The sequence below is a fragment of the Sphingobacteruim zhuxiongii genome, assembly GCF_009557615.1.
GTDB classification, from domain to species: domain Bacteria; phylum Bacteroidota; class Bacteroidia; order Sphingobacteriales; family Sphingobacteriaceae; genus Sphingobacterium; species Sphingobacterium zhuxiongii.
In genome coordinates this window covers 267620-285296 of record NZ_CP045652.1, presented here as the reverse complement: position 1 = coordinate 285296, position 17677 = coordinate 267620, and the positions used below count along the sequence as shown (strand labels likewise).

General features: G+C 38.8%; 15 protein-coding genes and 1 pseudogene. 10 read left to right on the top strand and 6 right to left on the bottom strand.

The features are described 5' to 3' along the window. Positions 1-162: 162 nt before the first annotated feature. Both GFH32_RS01215 and GFH32_RS01210 read left to right on the top strand, forming a co-directional pair. The gene (locus GFH32_RS01215) at positions 163-633 is read left to right on the top strand and encodes an Lrp/AsnC family transcriptional regulator (RefSeq protein ID WP_093101265.1); all 471 of its coding nucleotides are present in this window, start codon (positions 163-165) and stop codon (positions 631-633) included. Between the two features lie 7 nt (positions 634-640). Next, complete coding sequence (locus GFH32_RS01210) at positions 641-1705, top strand: DUF6695 family protein (RefSeq protein WP_153509347.1); 1065 nt, start codon at positions 641-643, stop codon at positions 1703-1705. On the opposite strand, the gene ung is transcribed toward GFH32_RS01210, so the two are convergent. Then, positions 1702-2373 carry a uracil-DNA glycosylase gene (gene ung / locus GFH32_RS01205; protein WP_153509346.1) on the bottom strand — a complete coding sequence of 224 codons (672 nt, stop codon included), beginning with the start codon at positions 2371-2373 and terminating at the stop codon, positions 1702-1704. The two genes, GFH32_RS01210 and ung, sit on opposite strands and share 4 nt — an antisense overlap. A 94-nt stretch (positions 2374-2467) precedes the next feature. Here ung and GFH32_RS01200 point away from each other — a divergent pair, with 94 nt between their 5' ends. Beyond that, on the top strand, positions 2468-3007 hold the full coding sequence (locus GFH32_RS01200; protein ID WP_153509345.1) for a tetratricopeptide repeat protein: 540 nt from the start codon (positions 2468-2470) through the stop codon (positions 3005-3007). A 203-nt stretch (positions 3008-3210) separates the two neighbouring features. On the opposite strand, the gene GFH32_RS01195 is transcribed toward GFH32_RS01200, so the two are convergent. After that, complete coding sequence (locus GFH32_RS01195) at positions 3211-3678, bottom strand: hypothetical protein (RefSeq protein ID WP_153509344.1); 468 nt, start codon at positions 3676-3678, stop codon at positions 3211-3213. A gap of 13 nt (positions 3679-3691) precedes the next feature. Beyond that, positions 3692-4165, bottom strand: a complete 474-nt coding sequence (locus GFH32_RS01190) for a DUF4293 domain-containing protein (protein ID WP_153509343.1) — start codon at positions 4163-4165, stop codon at positions 3692-3694. A gap of 77 nt (positions 4166-4242) precedes the next feature. Here GFH32_RS01190 and truA point away from each other — a divergent pair, with 77 nt between their 5' ends. The 3 genes and pseudogenes from truA to GFH32_RS01175 form a co-directional block, all read left to right on the top strand. Next, complete coding sequence (gene truA / locus GFH32_RS01185; protein WP_370626527.1) at positions 4243-5031, top strand: tRNA pseudouridine(38-40) synthase TruA; 789 nt, start codon at positions 4243-4245, stop codon at positions 5029-5031. A gap of 10 nt (positions 5032-5041) precedes the next feature. Continuing rightward, positions 5042-6805: an ABC transporter ATP-binding protein gene (locus tag GFH32_RS01180; RefSeq protein ID WP_153509342.1), complete on the top strand. Its 1764-nt coding sequence runs from the start codon at positions 5042-5044 to the stop codon at positions 6803-6805. A gap of 270 nt (positions 6806-7075) precedes the next feature. Then, positions 7076-8596, top strand: a pseudogene (locus GFH32_RS01175) (IS1182 family transposase); the annotation flags it as partial. Positions 8597-8845: 249 nt separating this feature from the next. Here GFH32_RS01175 and GFH32_RS01170 read toward each other — a convergent pair. Beyond that, positions 8846-10972, bottom strand: coding sequence for a M3 family metallopeptidase (locus GFH32_RS01170; protein ID WP_153509341.1), 2127 nt, complete (start codon positions 10970-10972; stop codon positions 8846-8848). Between the two features lie 161 nt (positions 10973-11133). Here GFH32_RS01170 and GFH32_RS01165 point away from each other — a divergent pair, with 161 nt between their 5' ends. The 4 genes from GFH32_RS01165 (at position 11134) to GFH32_RS01150 (ending at position 15359) form a co-directional block, all read left to right on the top strand. Next, the gene (locus GFH32_RS01165) at positions 11134-12228 is read left to right on the top strand and encodes a DUF4407 domain-containing protein (protein ID WP_153509340.1); all 1095 of its coding nucleotides are present in this window, start codon (positions 11134-11136) and stop codon (positions 12226-12228) included. Between the two features lie 145 nt (positions 12229-12373). Further along, entirely contained in the window at positions 12374-13126 is a 753-nt protein-coding gene (locus GFH32_RS01160; protein ID WP_153509339.1) for an aspartate/glutamate racemase family protein, read from the top strand. Positions 13127-13195: 69 nt separating this feature from the next. Then, positions 13196-13708, top strand: coding sequence for an ecotin family protein (locus GFH32_RS01155; RefSeq protein ID WP_153509338.1), 513 nt, complete (start codon positions 13196-13198; stop codon positions 13706-13708). 241 nt (positions 13709-13949) lie between these two features. Next, the gene (locus tag GFH32_RS01150; RefSeq protein ID WP_153509337.1) at positions 13950-15359 is read left to right on the top strand and encodes an aldehyde dehydrogenase family protein; all 1410 of its coding nucleotides are present in this window, start codon (positions 13950-13952) and stop codon (positions 15357-15359) included. On the opposite strand, the gene GFH32_RS01145 is transcribed toward GFH32_RS01150, so the two are convergent. After that, positions 15356-15712: a Rieske (2Fe-2S) protein gene (locus GFH32_RS01145; protein WP_153509336.1), complete on the bottom strand. Its 357-nt coding sequence runs from the start codon at positions 15710-15712 to the stop codon at positions 15356-15358. The two genes, GFH32_RS01150 and GFH32_RS01145, sit on opposite strands and share 4 nt — an antisense overlap. Positions 15713-15790: 78 nt before the next feature. Beyond that, on the bottom strand, positions 15791-17596 hold the full coding sequence (gene typA, locus GFH32_RS01140) for a translational GTPase TypA (RefSeq protein ID WP_153509335.1): 1806 nt from the start codon (positions 17594-17596) through the stop codon (positions 15791-15793). Positions 17597-17677 lie beyond the last annotated feature (81 nt).

The following is a 17677-nucleotide window of genomic DNA, read 5'->3' as shown; positions in this document are numbered from 1 at the left end:
ATGACAATGGCGTGATTAATATAGTTTGCGTCGATAATGTGTTCGCTAAATAATAAATTTACTCTATGTGATATTTACCTCTAATCGTTAAAAAAACAATTTGCCAAATAAACCAAATATAATTTTGTATATTTATCTTTCTAATACAAATTTGAAATGCCCATGTCGTACCAACCAGACAAGACGGATCTAAAAATTCTCAAGCTATTACAAGAAAATGGCAGAATTACCAATTTGCAATTAGCAACTAATATCGGGCTTTCACCCGCTCCTACACTTGAGCGCGTCCGCAAGCTGGAAAACTCTGGATTTATTAAGAGCTACCATGCATTTGTAGACGAAGAAAAGCTAGGACTGGGGATCAAATCATTTATTCAGATATCCTTAGACTTTCACACGCATAATGCCATCCCTGAGTTCGTAGAGGCTGTTCGTGCAATCCCTGAAGTCACAGAATGCCACCATGTAACAGGAAATTGCGACTTTATGCTAAAAGTATATGTGAAAGACATTAAGGCCTACGAAGCTGTCATCATGGAGAAGATTTCGAAAATACCGTTCGTAAAAACCTTTCAAACGATGATGATCATGTCTACGAGTAAAAAGGAACCCATAGTGCCTTTGGAATATTAATCAAAGAATGAGTAAAAAAGATTTTGCTATCATATTAACATGGCCGGATGCGACTATTCGAGGAGATGAAAAATGGATGATGTTTTTCAAAAAAATCGGATTAGTCAAAAATCTAAATTTTAAGGTTGGACATACCGGTGTCGTGATTGTCGACCATCATTCGGGTGAAATGTTATTCTACGACTTTGGACGCTACATTACTCCACGAGGATATGGACGAGCAAGATCTAAAGACTCAGACCCCAAATTGAACATTCCACTCAGAGCAAAATTTGAGAACAAGAGAATTAGCAATATCGAGCAAATCATCGAATATTTCGAAGATATGAAATCCTCGATGTATGGTGAGGGGCGCGTATTTTACAATATCGTTAACGAAATCGATTATCGTCATGCAAAGGCTTATGGAGATTATTGTGTCGAACAAGGCACCTATCCATATGGCGCAGTAGCAAAAAACAACAATAACTGTTCGCGATTCATTACCCGAATGCTAATGAAAGCATCCGACAAATACAGTTATTGGCATGGTATCAACTTGCCGGAAACAATCAAGGCAAGCCCTATCAGTAACATAGTAAATGCGAACAAAGACCGAATCATCTATAGCTATTCACCTGAGGAAGGCTTTAAAAGCTTTCGGATGAGTCGATGGCAGTCATTTGGGTTTTTATTGAAACAACTGGGTGACAATGTATTTAAAAACAGAGCTAAAAAGCTTCCGACCGACTTAATTATCGGTGCGATGGCATTCGGTTCAAAACCGATATCAGTTCCAAAACATGCACGATATCTAGGTGGCGTTGGGGATGGTGCTTGGTATTATTTAAATCAAAGAAACGACAGCTATGTAGAAATAAGTCGTTACACAAGCCATGGTGAAATAGAATATGTAATTTTAGGCGAATCGACAGAACCAATCCGTCTAGAAGAGGATTGGGATATTGCATACGATAGTCATCTTTTGTTTACGCATGTAGTTCAACATGGTCGCAGAATTCGCATAAAACACCTAGAATCACTTCCAATAGAAGAATTCAAATACAAAAACCTTCAAGAACGTTACGCTTAGACTTGCCAGTCAATTTGCTCCAATTGGTGTTGCTTTAAAAATTCATTTGCTTGTGAGAAGTGAGCACACCCGAAAAAGCCTCGATAGACAGACAAAGGTGAAGGATGCACAGCTGTAAGAATTAGATGTTTCTTTGAATCAATCAATCCAGATTTTTTGATAGCGTAACTTCCCCACAAAATAAAAACAACGTGATCCTTGTTTTCAGATATCTCTTGAATGATTGTATCTGTAAACTGTTCCCATCCATGCTTTTGGTGCGAAGCAGCTTCATGCGCACGTACAGTCAAGGTTGCATTCAATAATAATACTCCTTGCTTTGCCCAGGCCGTTAAATCGCCGTGATTTGGATAGGTAAAACCAGGTATATCAGACACCAATTCGGTATAAATATTCTTTAATGAAGGCGGGATCGCAATGCCTTTTGGTACAGAAAAGGATAACCCATGCGCTTGTCCATCGTTATGATAAGGATCCTGACCTAAGATAACCACCTTAACATTCGAAAGCGGCGTCAAATGAAAAGCATTAAATACTAAGTCTTTTGGAGGAAACACCTGATGAATTGCTCTTTCGTTCTGCACAAATGTAGACAAGCCTTTCATTTTCTCTGTTGCAAACAATGGCTTTATGATAGCATCCCATGAGGAATCGAAACGATCTGACATCTTTTAACGTTATTATTTTGAATTTTTACCGTCCATATTTGTAAGAGACAGCAAATTAACGGATATTTGCAAACTTACAGTATAATGTATAATTATGTCAAATATTGTTCGAATTATAATTTGTAGTTTATTGGTAGTCGGCACAGTCGCATTGTTTTGGATTGGCCAATGGGGTTGGGGAATTCTAGCCATTTTGATAACTATTCTAGCTTGGGTTACCGTATTTTTCAATGAAAAAATGCTCTTAGCACAATGGTTCTTACGGAAAGAACGTATGGATAAAGCAGAAATATGGTTGAAAAAGATTAACAACTATGAGAAAGAGCTAATTTCTGCTCAACACGGTTACTACCACATGCTTTTAGGATTAATTGAATCGCAACGTGCACCATTGCAATCGGAGAAATACTTCAAAAAAGCACTTTCCATGGGATTACATATGGACCATAACGTTGCTTTAGCAAAACTAAGCCTAGCGGGCATCGCAATGGCAAAACGTAATAAACGCGAGGCGGAGAAATTACTTGCTGAAGCGAAAAAGGCCGATAAAAACAAACTTCTCGAAGAACAAATCAAGATGATGAAATCGCAAATGGGAATGATGGATAAACAACAATTCCGCTATTCCAGATAGATTTTCCACGTTAGATATTAGATAAAAGACGCCCATTCGGCGTCTTTTTTTGTTATTGGCTCTTATCCGAAAGGACATCAGATATCTGATGTTGCGAAGCTAGTTTTATGAAAGCTCAAGTCCTTAAAGATTTTCTTCATAAATGCAGTTTGCTCCAATAAAAAAGACGCCAATGGGCGTCCAAAAAAAAAATATTTTTAAAACTATTTTCCGAGATTCAATCTTGCCTCCACAAACTTCCCTTCCTCTTCAAAGGCGGCGAAGACAAGCTTAACTTGTTTTGCTTTCTTGATCGCATCCGTTGTAGGAGTGAGTTTTAGTTGAATTGCAACCGGAACATCTTGATTAAGTAGATAATTTAAATAATTCTGTCTCTCCGAAATATTTACGATTACACGCCCAACTTGAACAGATGTAAACAAATGCTCAACGCCATCAGAATCTGTTAGATTCGTCCCAAACACATTAAGCCTAAACTCACGAGGATCTTTTTCATAAGAAATTGCAAAAAGATCAACGACTAACGTATCACCTCCAGTCTTAATGGATTTCAAATCAAACTGTACCTCATTTACAACATGAACACTTGGATCTTCAGCCTCCTGTGCAAAAACGAATTGAGGCGTATTGAAAAGGACAATAAAAAGTAAACTGTAAAAAAAACACTTCATGATAAAAAAGGTATTAACGTAATCTGTCGGCAGATTTAATCAATTTATTATCGTTGCGAATACCGCGAACAGCTAAACCTAGAAATACAATAGACACCGGCAATAAGAAGAATCCAATACCGATATTGCTCGCACCAATACTTTGATTTATCAAATTTAAAATACTATTCGCAGCGATAAACATCCATATCGCAAAAAGACAAATCAAAATAACCTGTATTAGAATCAGTGTTAATTGTACTTTACGATTCCTAAATTTAAAAATGATAAATAGAGGTACTAGTGCCAAAACAACTGTTGCAATTGTCATCATCAAAAATGTAGACTCTTTTGTTGCGACATTATTGACCGATGAATATACACCAGAAACGTAAATATTCTTCCCTAAGCCTACAAGATCGATGTAGCTAACGTACGGAAAAAGAAATAAGGCAAATAGAATTAGGCTAGATAATAACAACCATACGGTCTGAATACGCTGTATCATAGTTTAATTTTAATATATCTACAAATATAGTATAAACAAGTTAAATTGGGTTTAGTTTCCAGTTCCTTTTGGTTTCTGTGAAGCGCAGATTTGCGTACCTTTGCATAGTGGAAGGAACATCAACACGATATTTTTTAGAAATTGCCTATAATGGAACCGCATATCACGGTTGGCAAGTGCAAGACAATGCAGTGAGTGTCCAACAAAAGCTCAACGAAGCTTTGGCAATCCTACTTCGAGCGCCTATTGAAACGATTGGAGCAGGTCGAACCGATACAGGAGTACATGCAAAACAACTTTATGTGCACTTTGATCATGAAGCCCCAATTTTAAATAATCCGGAGCGCTTTGTTCATTCATTAAATGCCCTGCTACCCTTTGATATTGTGGTTTATCGATTAATCCACGTGAAACCCGATGCTCACGCACGTTTTGATGCCACATCGCGAAGCTATGAATATCATGTTCACTTCATCAAAGATCCCTTCTTACATCAACAGTCTTGGTTGTTGCGGGACTTCCCAAACATCGACAAGATGAATATGGCGGCGAAAGACTTATTAGGGAAACAGGACTTTAGCTGTTTCAGCAAATCGAACACTCAGGTATTTACTAATATCTGTAATATTACACATGCTGAGTGGCAAACCGCGAATGATCATATTGTATTTCATATTACTGCAGATCGTTTTCTCCGAAACATGGTTCGAGCAATCGTTGGCACCCTTATGGAAGTCGGGATGGGCAAAAAGCCGGTGGACCACGTAAAATCGGTCATTGCAAGTCAAAACAGATCCATGGCAGGCACCTCAGTTCCGGCCTGCGGCTTATATTTAACAAAAGTTTTGTATCCTTATATAGATTAATCGCATCAACTTGGAAAAAGAATCAATCTCCGGAAAAGCATACGACAGTAAGCTACTTGGACGTTTAGCAAAATATATCCGCCCATACCGCACTATTTTCTGGGTTTCAGTCGTACTGACGATTTTACTGGCCGCTGTAGCACCAGCGTTGCCACTATTGATTGAATATACTTTAGACCATTATATCTTATCAGGATCTGGCAAAGGACTTACGCAAATGTTGTTACTTATGTTGGCATTATTGGTTGCCCAGACGGTCATCCGATATTTTCACACATTAATGACAAACAGCCTGGGGCAGTCCGTAATCCGAGATATAAGGATCCAAGTTTTTAATCATATTACCAACCTACGCCTTAAGTATTTTGACAACACGCCCATTGGGCGGTTAATAACACGTACAATTTCTGACTTAGAAACTATAGCAAATATCTTTTCCGAAGGACTTATACAGATTATTGGTGATCTTTTACAATTAGTCGTCATCCTCGGTGTCATGTTCTATACTGACTGGAAATTGACGCTCGTTATCTTGGTACCAATGCCTTTGATGATTGCTGCGACCTATATTTTTAAGGAAGCAATGAAGTCTGCTTTCCAAAGCGTCCGAATATGGGTTTCTAACCTAAACACCTTTCTTCAAGAGCATATTACTGGAATGGCAGTCATTCAATATTTTGCGCGGGAAGAGCAGGAAATGCGGAAATTTAAAGAAATTAATAAGGAACACCGAAATGCTCATATTCGTGCAAACTGGTATTTCTCTATATTTTTCCCTGTATTAGAGATTATTATCGCAGTTGCTACCGGTTTACTCGTATGGTACGGATCAAAACAAATCTTAGCAGATGTTATCTCTCCAGGTGTTGTCGTCGCGTTTATTATGTATATCAACATGATTTTCCGCCCTATACGAGAACTAATTGATAAATTCAACACCCTACAAATGGGAATGGTTTCTGCGGAGCGCATTTTTGATGTCCTAGACACAGAAGAGTTTACACCAAACCATGGCGATTATAAACCAGAACATGTTGCTGGTGCAATCGAATTTAAAAACGTTTGGTTTGCCTACAACGATGAAAAATGGGTATTAAGGGATGTAAGTTTTTCGGTCAAACCAGGAGAAACGCTCGCTCTTGTAGGAGCAACAGGCGCTGGTAAATCATCGGTGATCAATATACTGAGTCGATTTTATGAAATTCAAAAAGGCGAAATATTATTGGATGGGGTTGATATTCGCACATACGACTTAACGTACTTGCGGCAAACCATAGCGACGGTACTTCAAGATGTCTTCCTTTTCTCAGACACGGTATCGAATAATATTCGTTTAAACAATCCCAATATTTCGATGGATAGCATCATCGATGCGTCCAAAAAAGTTGGAGCATACGACTTTATTATGCGCCTTCCGGGCAATTTTGAATATCAAGTACAGGAACGTGGTTCTACCCTCTCCGCAGGACAAGCGCAACTAATATCTTTTATTCGTGCATTAGTACACGACCCTAAAATTCTAATCCTCGATGAAGCAACATCTTCAATCGATACAGAAACGGAAATGATGATTCAACATGCAATCGATACAATGATGGATGGAAGAACTTCCATTGTTATCGCGCACCGTTTGTCCACCATTCAAAAAGCTGATAAAATTATTGTGCTTGATAAAGGCGAAATCATGGAAATGGGAAGCCATCATGAGCTACTTGAGTTCGACGGTCACTATAGAAAACTATACGAATTACAGTTTAACTCGGCGGGAATTTAATCCGAAACCTATCGATTGAAAATAGGATCTAAGACCGTGCTCACATTTATCACCTACAAAAACGAAGCTCGGTGAAATTAAAGTCTACTAACGAACCTAGATAATTGTTCTTCGCTTTATTCTAGCGTATCGACGATAAAATAATCAAAGAAAAAGGGGCTGTCTAAAAAGGTCTCTTAAAGAAAGAACCCCGTCATTAAAAAATGGCGGGGTTTTTCTGTTTTTTTGTCCTTAAGATTTTGTATCTTAAGGTGCACCCAAAAAAACAATATGGCAAACATACAATTCAAAGCGCTTCCATCCAATAGTCCGAGTCTATTTCCTGAGAATATTTTAGATCGTATTCCAATGAACCATCCGGTTCGGTTGGTGAGTCAGGTTGTTGATCAGTTGGATCTAGATCATATTATCCGTCAGTATAAAGGCGGAGGCACCACTAGTTTTCACCCTAGAATGCTCATTAAGGTGCTGTTCTACGCCTATTTAAGCAATATCTATTCTTGCCGAAAAATTGAGCGCGCCTTACAAGAGAATATCCATTTCATGTGGCTTTCGGGCAATAGCACACCTGATTATCGTACGATCAATTATTTCAGAGGAAAGCGTCTTAAAGGACAGATACAAGAGCTGTTTGCAAGTATCGTTCGTATGCTGCATGATATGGAGTATGTTAGCCTGAAAGTTCAATATGTTGATGGCACCAAGATCGAGTCGGTCGCTGGTCGTTATACGTTCGTTTGGAAGAAATCGGTCGAGAAGAATAAGGTAAAGCTAGAAGCAAACATTGCTTCGGTTCTTTCGGAAATCGAGGCTCAGATCGCCCAAGACCAATCTTCATTAGGGCATCAAGAAGTTAGCAAGGCCATTGATAGCAGTCGGTTGAAGGAAAAGATCGAAGCGATCAATGCCAAGTTCAAAGGAGCCAATAAATCTACTGATAAGCAGCTTAAGAAACTTGAAGAGGACTATTTGCCTCGACTAGAGAAATATGAAGAGCAACTGGAAGTACTGGGAGATCGCAATAGTTATAGCAAGACCGATACCGATGCTGTGTTTATGCGGATGAAAGAGGACCACATGAAGAATGGCCAGCTTAAGCCAGCCTATAATACCCAAATCAGCACCGAAGATCAGTTCATCACCCATTACAGCATCCATCAAACAACTGCCGACACCACAACCCTGCCGGAACATTTGGAAGGCTTTGAGTCCCATTACGGAAAACAAAGCGAACAGCTTGTAGCAGACGCCGGTTATGGTAGTGAACAGAACTATGAATTGATGGAAAAACAGGGCATAACTGCCTTTGTCAAGTACAATTACTTTCATGTGGAACAGAAGCGCAAGCATAAACAGGATCCTTTCTCGGTACAGAATCTGTATTACAACCAGCAAGATGACTATTATGTATGTCCGGCCGGACAGAAGCTCAGCTATATCGGTCATGCAACCAGAGTTAGTACCAATGGATATACTGCCCGGGTAAGCTGTTATCAGGCTCAGCGATGCGAAGGCTGCCCAATGCGCAGTGGGTGCCATAAAGCAAAAGGCAATCGTATTATTGAAGTGAACCACAGGCTTGATCAGCTCAAGGCTAAAGCCCGAAAAAGACTGCTATCAGAAGAGGGAATGTACCATCGAAGCAAGCGACCCATAGAAGTGGAAGCTGTTTTCGGTCAGATGAAAAGCAACAACAAGTTTACCCGGTTCACGATGAAAGGACTGGAGAAAGTCGCTGTAGAGTTCGGTTTGATGGCCATTGCTCATAACCTCAGAAAATGGGCAAAAAAGTGGGCAAACGATGTCTTGTTTCGAAATGGTTATAGCGATAAAACACTATATACGATAAAAATTGGAGTCAGGAGCGTTAAAACCACAAAATATAGACTTACTGCTTAAAACTCAAAAATGAAAACAGTAATGGAATCGCAAAAGCTATAAAACAGAAGAAGGTGCCTTTTTAGACACCTTCTTCATATATTCTCAAATTCAAACATTAGGCGAAACGCACTAATATTTCAGAACTGTTACATAAAATGATTAATTCAATCCTCTTTTCACCATCAAGTGAACTGGATTCGGATCAGCGCCACGGAACTTGCGGTACATCTCTGCAGGATTTCCTGTCCCTCCTTTTTCAAGAATATTTGAACGGAATGAAGCGGCAGTTGCTTGATCGTATAAGCCTTTTTCTTTAAATGCAGCGAACGCATCTGCGTCTAAGACCTCAGACCAAATATAGCTGTAATATCCAGCAGAATAGCCTCCAGAGAAGATGTGTTGAAAATAAGTGCTTCTGTAACGAGGAATAATCGCATCGATTAATCCAATTTTAGACATAGCCGCTTTTTCAAAATCATTTGCTTTCGCAGTGATAGGACTTGTTGAAGCATGGTAATTCATATCTAAAATCGAAGCAGCAAGATATTCAACTGTTGCAAAACCTTGATCGAATGTACCTGCCTTCTGCATTTTCTCTATCAAAGCATCAGGAATAGCTTCTTTTGTTTGGTAATGTTTTGCATAGGACTTCAATACTTCTGGATCACCGGCCCAATTTTCCATTATTTGAGATGGCAGCTCAACAAAATCACGTGGAACAGAAGTTCCCGCTAGGCTTCTATATTTTACATTAGAGAACAAACCATGTAATGCATGCCCAAATTCGTGGAATAATGTCGTCGCTTCATCGAAAGTCAACAAGGCTGGATTATCACCTACAGGCTTAGTAAAATTACAAACAATAGAAATTACTGGTGCAACACGTTTTCCATCTTTTCTACCTTGGCTTCTATACGATGTCATCCATGCTCCAGAACGCTTCGATTCACGCGGGAAAAAATCAGCATAAAGTAGACCTAAATGAGAACCATCTTTATCGCGAACCTCATATACTTCCACTTCTGGATGATAAACGGGTACATTGTTTAATGCTACAAAGCTAATGCCCCATAACTTCTTAGCAGTTTCAAAAGCGCCTTCACGAACTGCAGGTAAGCTAAAATATGGTTTTATTTCTTCTTCATTCAAAGCATACCTTGCTTTACGAATCTTTTCTTGATAGTAACGCCAATCATAAGGAGCGACTGTGAACGTATCTTTCGCTGCTTTTATTTCTTTTTGTATATCCGCTGCTTCCACTTTTGCTTTAGTGATTGCAGGCGCCCAAATTTTATTCAACAGATTGTTCACATTCGTTGGATTCTCTGCCATCGACTCCTCTAAAACATAGGCCGCGTGTGAAGAATATCCCAATAACTTCGCCCTTTCTAAACGTAGGTTTGCAATCTTAACTAATGTTTCTTTATTGTCTTGATCATTATTGTTATTGCCACGCATTTGATAGGCTTCCCAAATTTGCTTACGTAACTCGCGGTTGTCAGCATATTGAAGAAAAGGCATGATCGATGGATTTTGCAACGTAAAGACCCATTTGCCTTCTTTACCCTTTGCCTTTGCTTCGTCGGCCGCCGCCGCTTTCAATTCTTCTGGTAATCCAGATAAATCTTCAACTTTATCAACAATTAATTGATAGGCATTCAATTCGTTCAACAAATTTTGCCCATATTGAGTCGTCAATACAGAAAGATCAGCGTTTATTTTCTTCAACTTTTCTTTGTCAGCATCCTTTAAGTTCGCACCAGAGCGTACAAAATCTTTATAAGTTTCTTCCAATAACTTTTGATCCTCGGCATCTAATCCAAGCTCCGCTTTTTTACTATAAACGGCCTTAACACGCGCAAATAGTTTCGGATTTAAAGAGATTTCATCGCCATGTGCAGACATAACTGGCGCCATATCTTTTGCAATAGCTTGAATAGTATCGTTTGTATTCGCGGAATTTAAATTATAGAAAACTGTAGAAACGCGATTTAATAATTGTCCTGCATTTTCCAACGCTACAATTGTGTTCTCAAATGTCGCTGCCTCATCGTTGTTAATAATGGAATCGACTTCCGAATTATGAACCGATAATGCTTGTTCGAATGCTGGTCTGAAGTGTTCATCCTTAACTTGATCGAATGGAGGTACTTCAAATGGGGTATCGTATGCGATTAATAATGGGTTTTTCAAATCTACCGTTTTTTGTTTACTGTTTTGATTGTTACACCCTACGACTAAGCTAGCAACAATAACTAGATAGGGTAGAAAACGTTTTTTGTTCATTATTAGATGATTTAATTCAATTTTTTGTGCAAAGGTAAAGATAATTTAAATAAAGACACCACAAAGCTATTCTTTTGGGCCTATCGGAAATATGCTATTTTTTTTTGACATTTGATGTAACAAATGCTAGCGATAAGCGTCTAACAAGCAAACAATTAACGATGAAATCATTTTTTTGGTGGTGCTCAGGAGTACACCGCGAGACATTGGAGAGGTACCCAGAAGAACAAAACAAATACGTTAGCATAGGAGCAACGATTTTCTTCACTGGACTATTTGCGGCTCTAGCAGGTGGTTACGCATTATATTTTGTCTTCAGTGGGAGTGCTTTCGCTATTTTCTATGCACTAATATTTGGATTGATATGGGGACTCGCCATATTCAATTTAGACCGATATATCGTTTTAAGTATTGATAAAAGTCGTAGTTCTGGAATGCAACTCTTGCAAGCAGCTCCACGTATTTTATTAGCAATTCTAATCGGCTTGATAATTTCGCGACCTTTAGAGTTAAAAATATTTGATAAAGAAATCCGAGAGCACCTACGTGCGGAATATCTTATTCAACAAAACGCGAAAATTGACACATTAAATAAGACTTTTGAGAACAAATATTTGGTAGAATATGGACAGTTGAGTGTCTTAAAAACACAGGCAGATTCGCTGGAGTCTTCCCTCAAAACTTCACGTCAACAACTTAATCACGAAATCTTCGGAACAAAAACGGAGGAAACCTCTGGTGTGATGGGCTATGGTCCTTATGCGAAGATGAAAGAAAATTCACTAAATCAGCAACAGTCCTATTTAGATACACTTAGAAGTGAAATTCAGCAAAAGGAATCAGTATTGCTTCAACGAAAAAAAGATGAGGGCTTGATGGATCAACGTATCCTTTCGAATCAATCACTTGACAGTGCAGTCAACGTTGCAGGATTTGCAGACCGCAATGCTGCTCTAAGTAATCTACATAAGAAACCCGACGGCACGATTAATAAATCAACAGAATATGCTGTGATCTTTATCGCATTATTATTTATTTTCTTCGAATGTCTCCCCGTTTTTGTCAAACTCATGAGCGGAAGGGATGCCTACGATAATGCGTTAAAAAATCAGAAGGAGATCCACAACTATGAATCCGACACCAATGTCCGTGTGGAAAAAACAGCAATTGACAAAATTGAAGACTATCGAGTAGATGCCTCTATCAAACGAAGAATGGATAAGCTCACCCATGAATTCAGCAAAGACGACGCATAGATAACTCATTTACAAATATTTCCAAAATAAAGAGCGACATTAAACCGTCGCTTTTTTCAGCTATTGGCTCTATTTTTGAATGTCTTACAAGAGATCCACATGTACAAAGTATATGCGATTAAAACGAATTTAAAATATTAGAGTTATGATCGGAATTATTGGAGGTTTAGGCCCTTTAGCAGGGATTGATATTGTAAGAAAAATTATTGAGGAGAGTAATGCAGAGAATGACCAAGGTCATCTGCCTGTACTATTGTCCTCTCAGCCGAACAGAATAGCAAATCGAGTCGATTATTTACTTGGCTTAGAACCTAAAAACCCTGGAATCGCAATTGCTGAAATTGCCCTCGAACTTGAACAAGCTGGAGCATCAGTGATTGGCATGCCAAGTAATACAGCACATACTAGTCCTATTTTTGATGCCGTCCTCGGAGAACTAAATTCGCGAGGCTCACAAATTAAATTTCTACACATGGTTGAGGAAGTGGCCAACTATATCAATGAAGAATACCAGGGTAAGTCTGTTGGCGTCTTAGTGACCAATGGAACGAAAAACAACGGACTTTACAAAAACATATTCAATACAAAGGGAATCCCTTATATTGATACCAATGAAAATTTACAAAGTAAGATTCATGAAGCCATTTATGATAAAACCTATGGATTAAAACACGTTTCCTCTCCTGTTACAAACCGAGCTCACGATGCTTTGGTTGCAGCCATACAAGAGCTGAAGGGACAAGGAGCTGAACTCATCGTTATGGGCTGTACGGATATCCCATTAGCACTACGCGAGAAATCTTATTACGGCATTCTCGTGCTCGACCCCAATAGAATCCTAGCAAGGGCGCTGATCAAGGCAGAAAATCCTGAAAAATTAAAAGTTGAATTACATTAAACCTTCCAAGAAAAAAAGACTCTTTACAATAATTAGTTTGATTGTTTATTAAAATTTTCATCAAAGACTATGGTCAAAAGAAAAATATTTCAGTTATTTGCAATAATCTTAGTTGCAATAACCTTTGTTGGATCGACAGCAGTGGCACAAGAAACGATCTCGAAAGTGAATACCGACATCTTCCCTAAAGCAGAGAAGGGTTATAAGAAAATGATTATTGAAGTTCCTTATTCAGATCAGGATCAATCAAAACGCATTGAATTTAACATTGGTAAATACATGGAAGTAGACGGATGTAACCATTTCGCACTACAAGGCAGCGTCGAGAAAAAAGATTTGCAAGGATGGGGGTACGAATACTATGTATTCAAAACCGACGGGGCTGTTATTGGAACACAAATGGGATGCCCAGACTTACCGAAAAGGAACCTTTTCGTTTCGGCCCAGCCTACTATGCTAAGATACAATGGAAAAATGCCGATTGTTATTTATGTTCCAGAGGAATATAGTGTACAATTCAAAATATACACCGCATCTCCTGAGGTATATCAAGCCGCGGAAGAAATGCAAAAAACAAAATAAAGAGATTAAATCCTATGAAACATGCACAACCTGGACAAAGACGATTTGTTCAGGTTGTTTTTCTTTAGCCCTTCTTCTGAAGATATACCCGTTAGAAGATAAGGCAAGGTTTCTCCCAAGAACGAATCAATATTCTCATTTATCGAACAGTTAATATTTGTTGTTGAATTACGATAACTAAAAGGAACTGCTTCTCATTAACTATTTAATACTAACTACTATTTTCCTATCTTTAATCAACATGGCAAACACCTCGATTAGCGATATTGACAATCTATATTCCGTTCAAGCAAAACACCGTGAAACGGTTAAACACAGTACCGCTCAACAGCGGACAAAATGGTTAGAAGAATTGCTAAAAGCAGTTTTATCAAATGAAGATGCGATACAGAAAGCACTTTATTTAGACTTCCACAAGTCTGCGATGGAGACTGCAATCACGGAAGTATTTGCCGTTGAGCATGAATTAAAACAAATTATAAAACATCTCACCAAGTGGATGAAAGACAAATCAGTAGGTCGTTCACTACTATTTCCCAACGTTTCAGCATATCTTCATTACGAGGCAAAAGGACAGGTTCTCATCATTACTCCCTGGAATTACCCCTTCCAATTACCAATGGTTCATTTGGCTGCTGCTATTGCGGCTGGAAATGTAACGATGCTTAAGTTATCCGAATTTGCACCAAATACAAACCAAGTCGTCCGTACAATCATCGAAAAGATCTTTAAACCGGAACATGTTGCCGTTATCGAAGGAGAAGTTACAGAGACAACCCACCTGCTCAACAAACGATTTGATCACATTCATTTTACGGGATCCCCTGCTGTCGGTAAAATTGTTATGCAAGCCGCAAGCCTACATCTTGCGGATATCACACTAGAACTCGGAGGAAAGTCCCCGGCCATATTTGACAGGAATATATCCTTGAGGAAAGCCATTAAAAATGTGATATGGGCAAAGTTTGTGAATGCAGGGCAAACATGTATTGCCCCCGATTATCTGCTTGCTCCACGACAACTGAAGAGCGAAATTGAACAGCTTTTTAAACAAGAACTTGAACACGCTTTCGGGGAAAATCCTCAGCATTCACCGGACTATGCTCGGATAATTAACGAAAAGCAATACAAGCGCCTTAGCTCAGCTCTAAGCGACGCAAAATCCCTAGGTGCCCAAGTGGTTGCTGGAGGAAGTTTAGACGAGAGGGAGCGCTATATAGCGCCAACAGTGCTAAGTAACGTAGCGACGTCAAATCCCTTGATGACTGACGAGATTTTTGGACCAATTCTTCCCATTATTTATTACAATCAAATCGCCGAGGCAATTTCCTTTGTAAATCAGAAAGAAAAACCACTTGCATTGTATGTTTTTAGCCAGGATAATAAATTCTGTAAGCATGTAATCCGACAAACAAGTGCAGGATCAACTTGCATCAACGACGCGATGATACAAATACTTCATCCTAATTTACCTTTTGGTGGTGTTAATAATTCTGGTATTGGGCAGTCAACCGGGTGGTATGGGTTTAAATCTTTTTCACACGAGCGTGCGGTGGCCGATGTTAAGCTTATACCGATGTCAAAAATGTTTTGGTTTCCATATACTGAAAAAACCTATAAACTATTGAAATGGATTAAGCGTATACTTTAACCGAAAATCTTGTCCCATAAACTGCGCTTTATTCCGACATAGTAGTCTCCATCTTCCTGCTTTAAGGGGTAGATACGGATAAAATTATGCTGTCTCTCATCTCCTTTACCTGTTTCAACATCAAACCGATGTCTATGGAACGGACAAATTAGCTTTCCATCTTCACACCAACCATGTGTTAAATCAGCCCCAGCATGAGGACAACGGCTCGAAGTAACCGAGAGCTTTCCACCCTCGCTAATCAAGCAAAGCTTTTTACCAGCTACATGCAGTGCTTTTACATAATTCCGACTGTCATCGATCTTACTTGGAACTTTATGCCAAGTCAAATCATCGTCCTCAATCTCTTCCATTCATTAAATGTCCATCTTTTTTTGCAAACAAAAAAGGCCATTCTTTCGAATGGCCTTTTTATATGAGTAATCCAACTACTATTGGAATTTTTTCGAGTTCACTTTACGCTCATTTTCGGTAAGATAAATCTTACGTAGACGCATACTTTGTGGAGTAACTTCAATGTACTCATCAGCTTGAATGTATTCCATGCTCTCCTCTAACGAGAATTTAATCGCAGGAGCAATACGCGTATTGTCATCAGAACCTGAAGCACGCATGTTTGTCAACTGTTTACCTTTCGTTACATTCACGGTTAAGTCATTATCACGGATGTGCTCACCCAAGATTTGTCCTTCATAGATATCCACTCCTGGATCAACGAAGAAACGACCACGATCTTGTAATTTATCAATAGAATAAGCTGTTGTACTACCAGTATCTAAGGAAATTAATACCCCAGCTAAACGTCCAGGAATAGTACCTTTCCATGGCTCATATCCTTTCAAACGATGCGCCATTACCGCTTCACCAGCTGTTGCAGTCAATACATTATTACGTAAACCAATGATACCACGTGAAGGAATAGAGAATTCTAAGTGTTGCATTTCACCTTTCGATTCCATGATTAATAACTCTCCTTTACGTTGTGTCACAAGTTCAATAACCTTTCCTGAAACATCACCCGGTACATCAACTACTAACTCTTCAATAGGCTCACATTTAACACCGTTGATTTCTTTAACGATTACTTGTGGTTGTCCTACTTGTAACTCGTATCCTTCGCGACGCATAGTCTCGATTAATACAGATAAGTGAAGAATACCACGGCCATATACTAACCAAGCATCCGGAGATTCCGTAGGAACAACACGTAATGCTAAGTTTTTCTCTAATTCTTTCTGTAAACGATCATAGATATGACGTGAAGTAACGAATTTACCTTCTTTACCAAAGAATGGTGAGTTATTGATCGTAAACAACATGTTCATTGTTGGCTCATCAATGTGCATTACTTCTAATTGCTCTGGGTTTTCGAAATCCGCGATTGTATCACCAATTTCAAAACCTTCAATACCAACTACAGCAACGATATCACCAGCCTTTACTTCAGAAACTTTTACACGACCAAGTCCTTCAAATAATTGAAGTTCTTTTACGCGAGATTTAACCACTTTACCATCACGTTTCATTAAAGAAACTGGTTGGTTTTCTTTAATTGTACCACGTACAACACGACCAATCGCAATACGACCTACGAATGTAGAATAGTCTAAAGAAGTAACCTGCATTTGAAGCGTACCTTCTGATACCTTAGGTGCAGGGATATGTTCAATGATTGCTTCAAGAAGCTCTGTAAAGTCAGTCGTTGGTGTTTTCCAGTCTTGAGACATCCATCCTTGTTTTGATGAACCATACAATACTGGGAAATCCAATTGATCTTCTGTTGCTCCTAAGTTGAAGAATAAGTCGAATACATTCTCATAAACCTCATCAGGACGACAGTTTTCTTTGTCTACTTTATTTACAACAACAATAGGCTTGATTCCTAATGCTAATGCTTTACCCGTTACAAAGCGAGTTTGAGGCATTGGACCTTCAAAAGCATCTACTAATAATACAACACCATCTGCCATTTTCAATACACGCTCTACCTCACCGCCAAAGTCGGCGTGACCTGGTGTATCAATAATGTTGATTTTTGTGTCTTTATATTTTACAGATACGTTTTTAGATACGATGGTAATCCCACGCTCACGTTCCAAATCATTGTTATCCAGAATTAACTCTCCGGCATTTTCATTGTCTCTGAATTGGTTCGTAAAGTGAAGAATTTTGTCAACCAAAGTCGTTTTTCCGTGGTCAACGTGCGCAATAATCGCTATGTTTCTGATGTTCTGCATTGAGCAATAATGTGTTATATAAAAATAAGAGGTGCAAAGATATATATTTTGCACCTCAATTTTTGTATTTTCCTATTAATA

Excerpts from the sequence above, each read along its gene's own strand:
- GFH32_RS01190 (WP_153509343.1), bottom strand. The coding sequence starts at position 4,165 with ATGATACAGCGTATTCAGACCGTATGGTTGTTATTATCTAGCCTAATT.
- typA (WP_153509335.1), bottom strand. The coding sequence starts at position 17,596 with ATGCAGAACATCAGAAACATAGCGATTATTGCGCACGTTGACCACGGA.
- GFH32_RS01215 (WP_093101265.1), top strand. The coding sequence starts at position 163 with ATGTCGTACCAACCAGACAAGACGGATCTAAAAATTCTCAAGCTATTA.
- GFH32_RS01150 (WP_153509337.1), top strand. The coding sequence starts at position 13,950 with ATGGCAAACACCTCGATTAGCGATATTGACAATCTATATTCCGTTCAA.
- GFH32_RS01210 (WP_153509347.1), top strand. The coding sequence starts at position 641 with ATGAGTAAAAAAGATTTTGCTATCATATTAACATGGCCGGATGCGACT.
- GFH32_RS01145 (WP_153509336.1), bottom strand. The coding sequence starts at position 15,712 with ATGGAAGAGATTGAGGACGATGATTTGACTTGGCATAAAGTTCCAAGT.
- GFH32_RS01160 (WP_153509339.1), top strand. The coding sequence starts at position 12,374 with ATGATCGGAATTATTGGAGGTTTAGGCCCTTTAGCAGGGATTGATATT.
- GFH32_RS01165 (WP_153509340.1), top strand. The coding sequence starts at position 11,134 with ATGAAATCATTTTTTTGGTGGTGCTCAGGAGTACACCGCGAGACATTG.
- GFH32_RS01200 (WP_153509345.1), top strand. The coding sequence starts at position 2,468 with ATGTCAAATATTGTTCGAATTATAATTTGTAGTTTATTGGTAGTCGGC.
- GFH32_RS01155 (WP_153509338.1), top strand. The coding sequence starts at position 13,196 with ATGGTCAAAAGAAAAATATTTCAGTTATTTGCAATAATCTTAGTTGCA.
- GFH32_RS01195 (WP_153509344.1), bottom strand. The coding sequence starts at position 3,678 with ATGAAGTGTTTTTTTTACAGTTTACTTTTTATTGTCCTTTTCAATACG.
- ung (WP_153509346.1), bottom strand. The coding sequence starts at position 2,373 with ATGTCAGATCGTTTCGATTCCTCATGGGATGCTATCATAAAGCCATTG.
- GFH32_RS01170 (WP_153509341.1), bottom strand. The coding sequence starts at position 10,972 with ATGAACAAAAAACGTTTTCTACCCTATCTAGTTATTGTTGCTAGCTTA.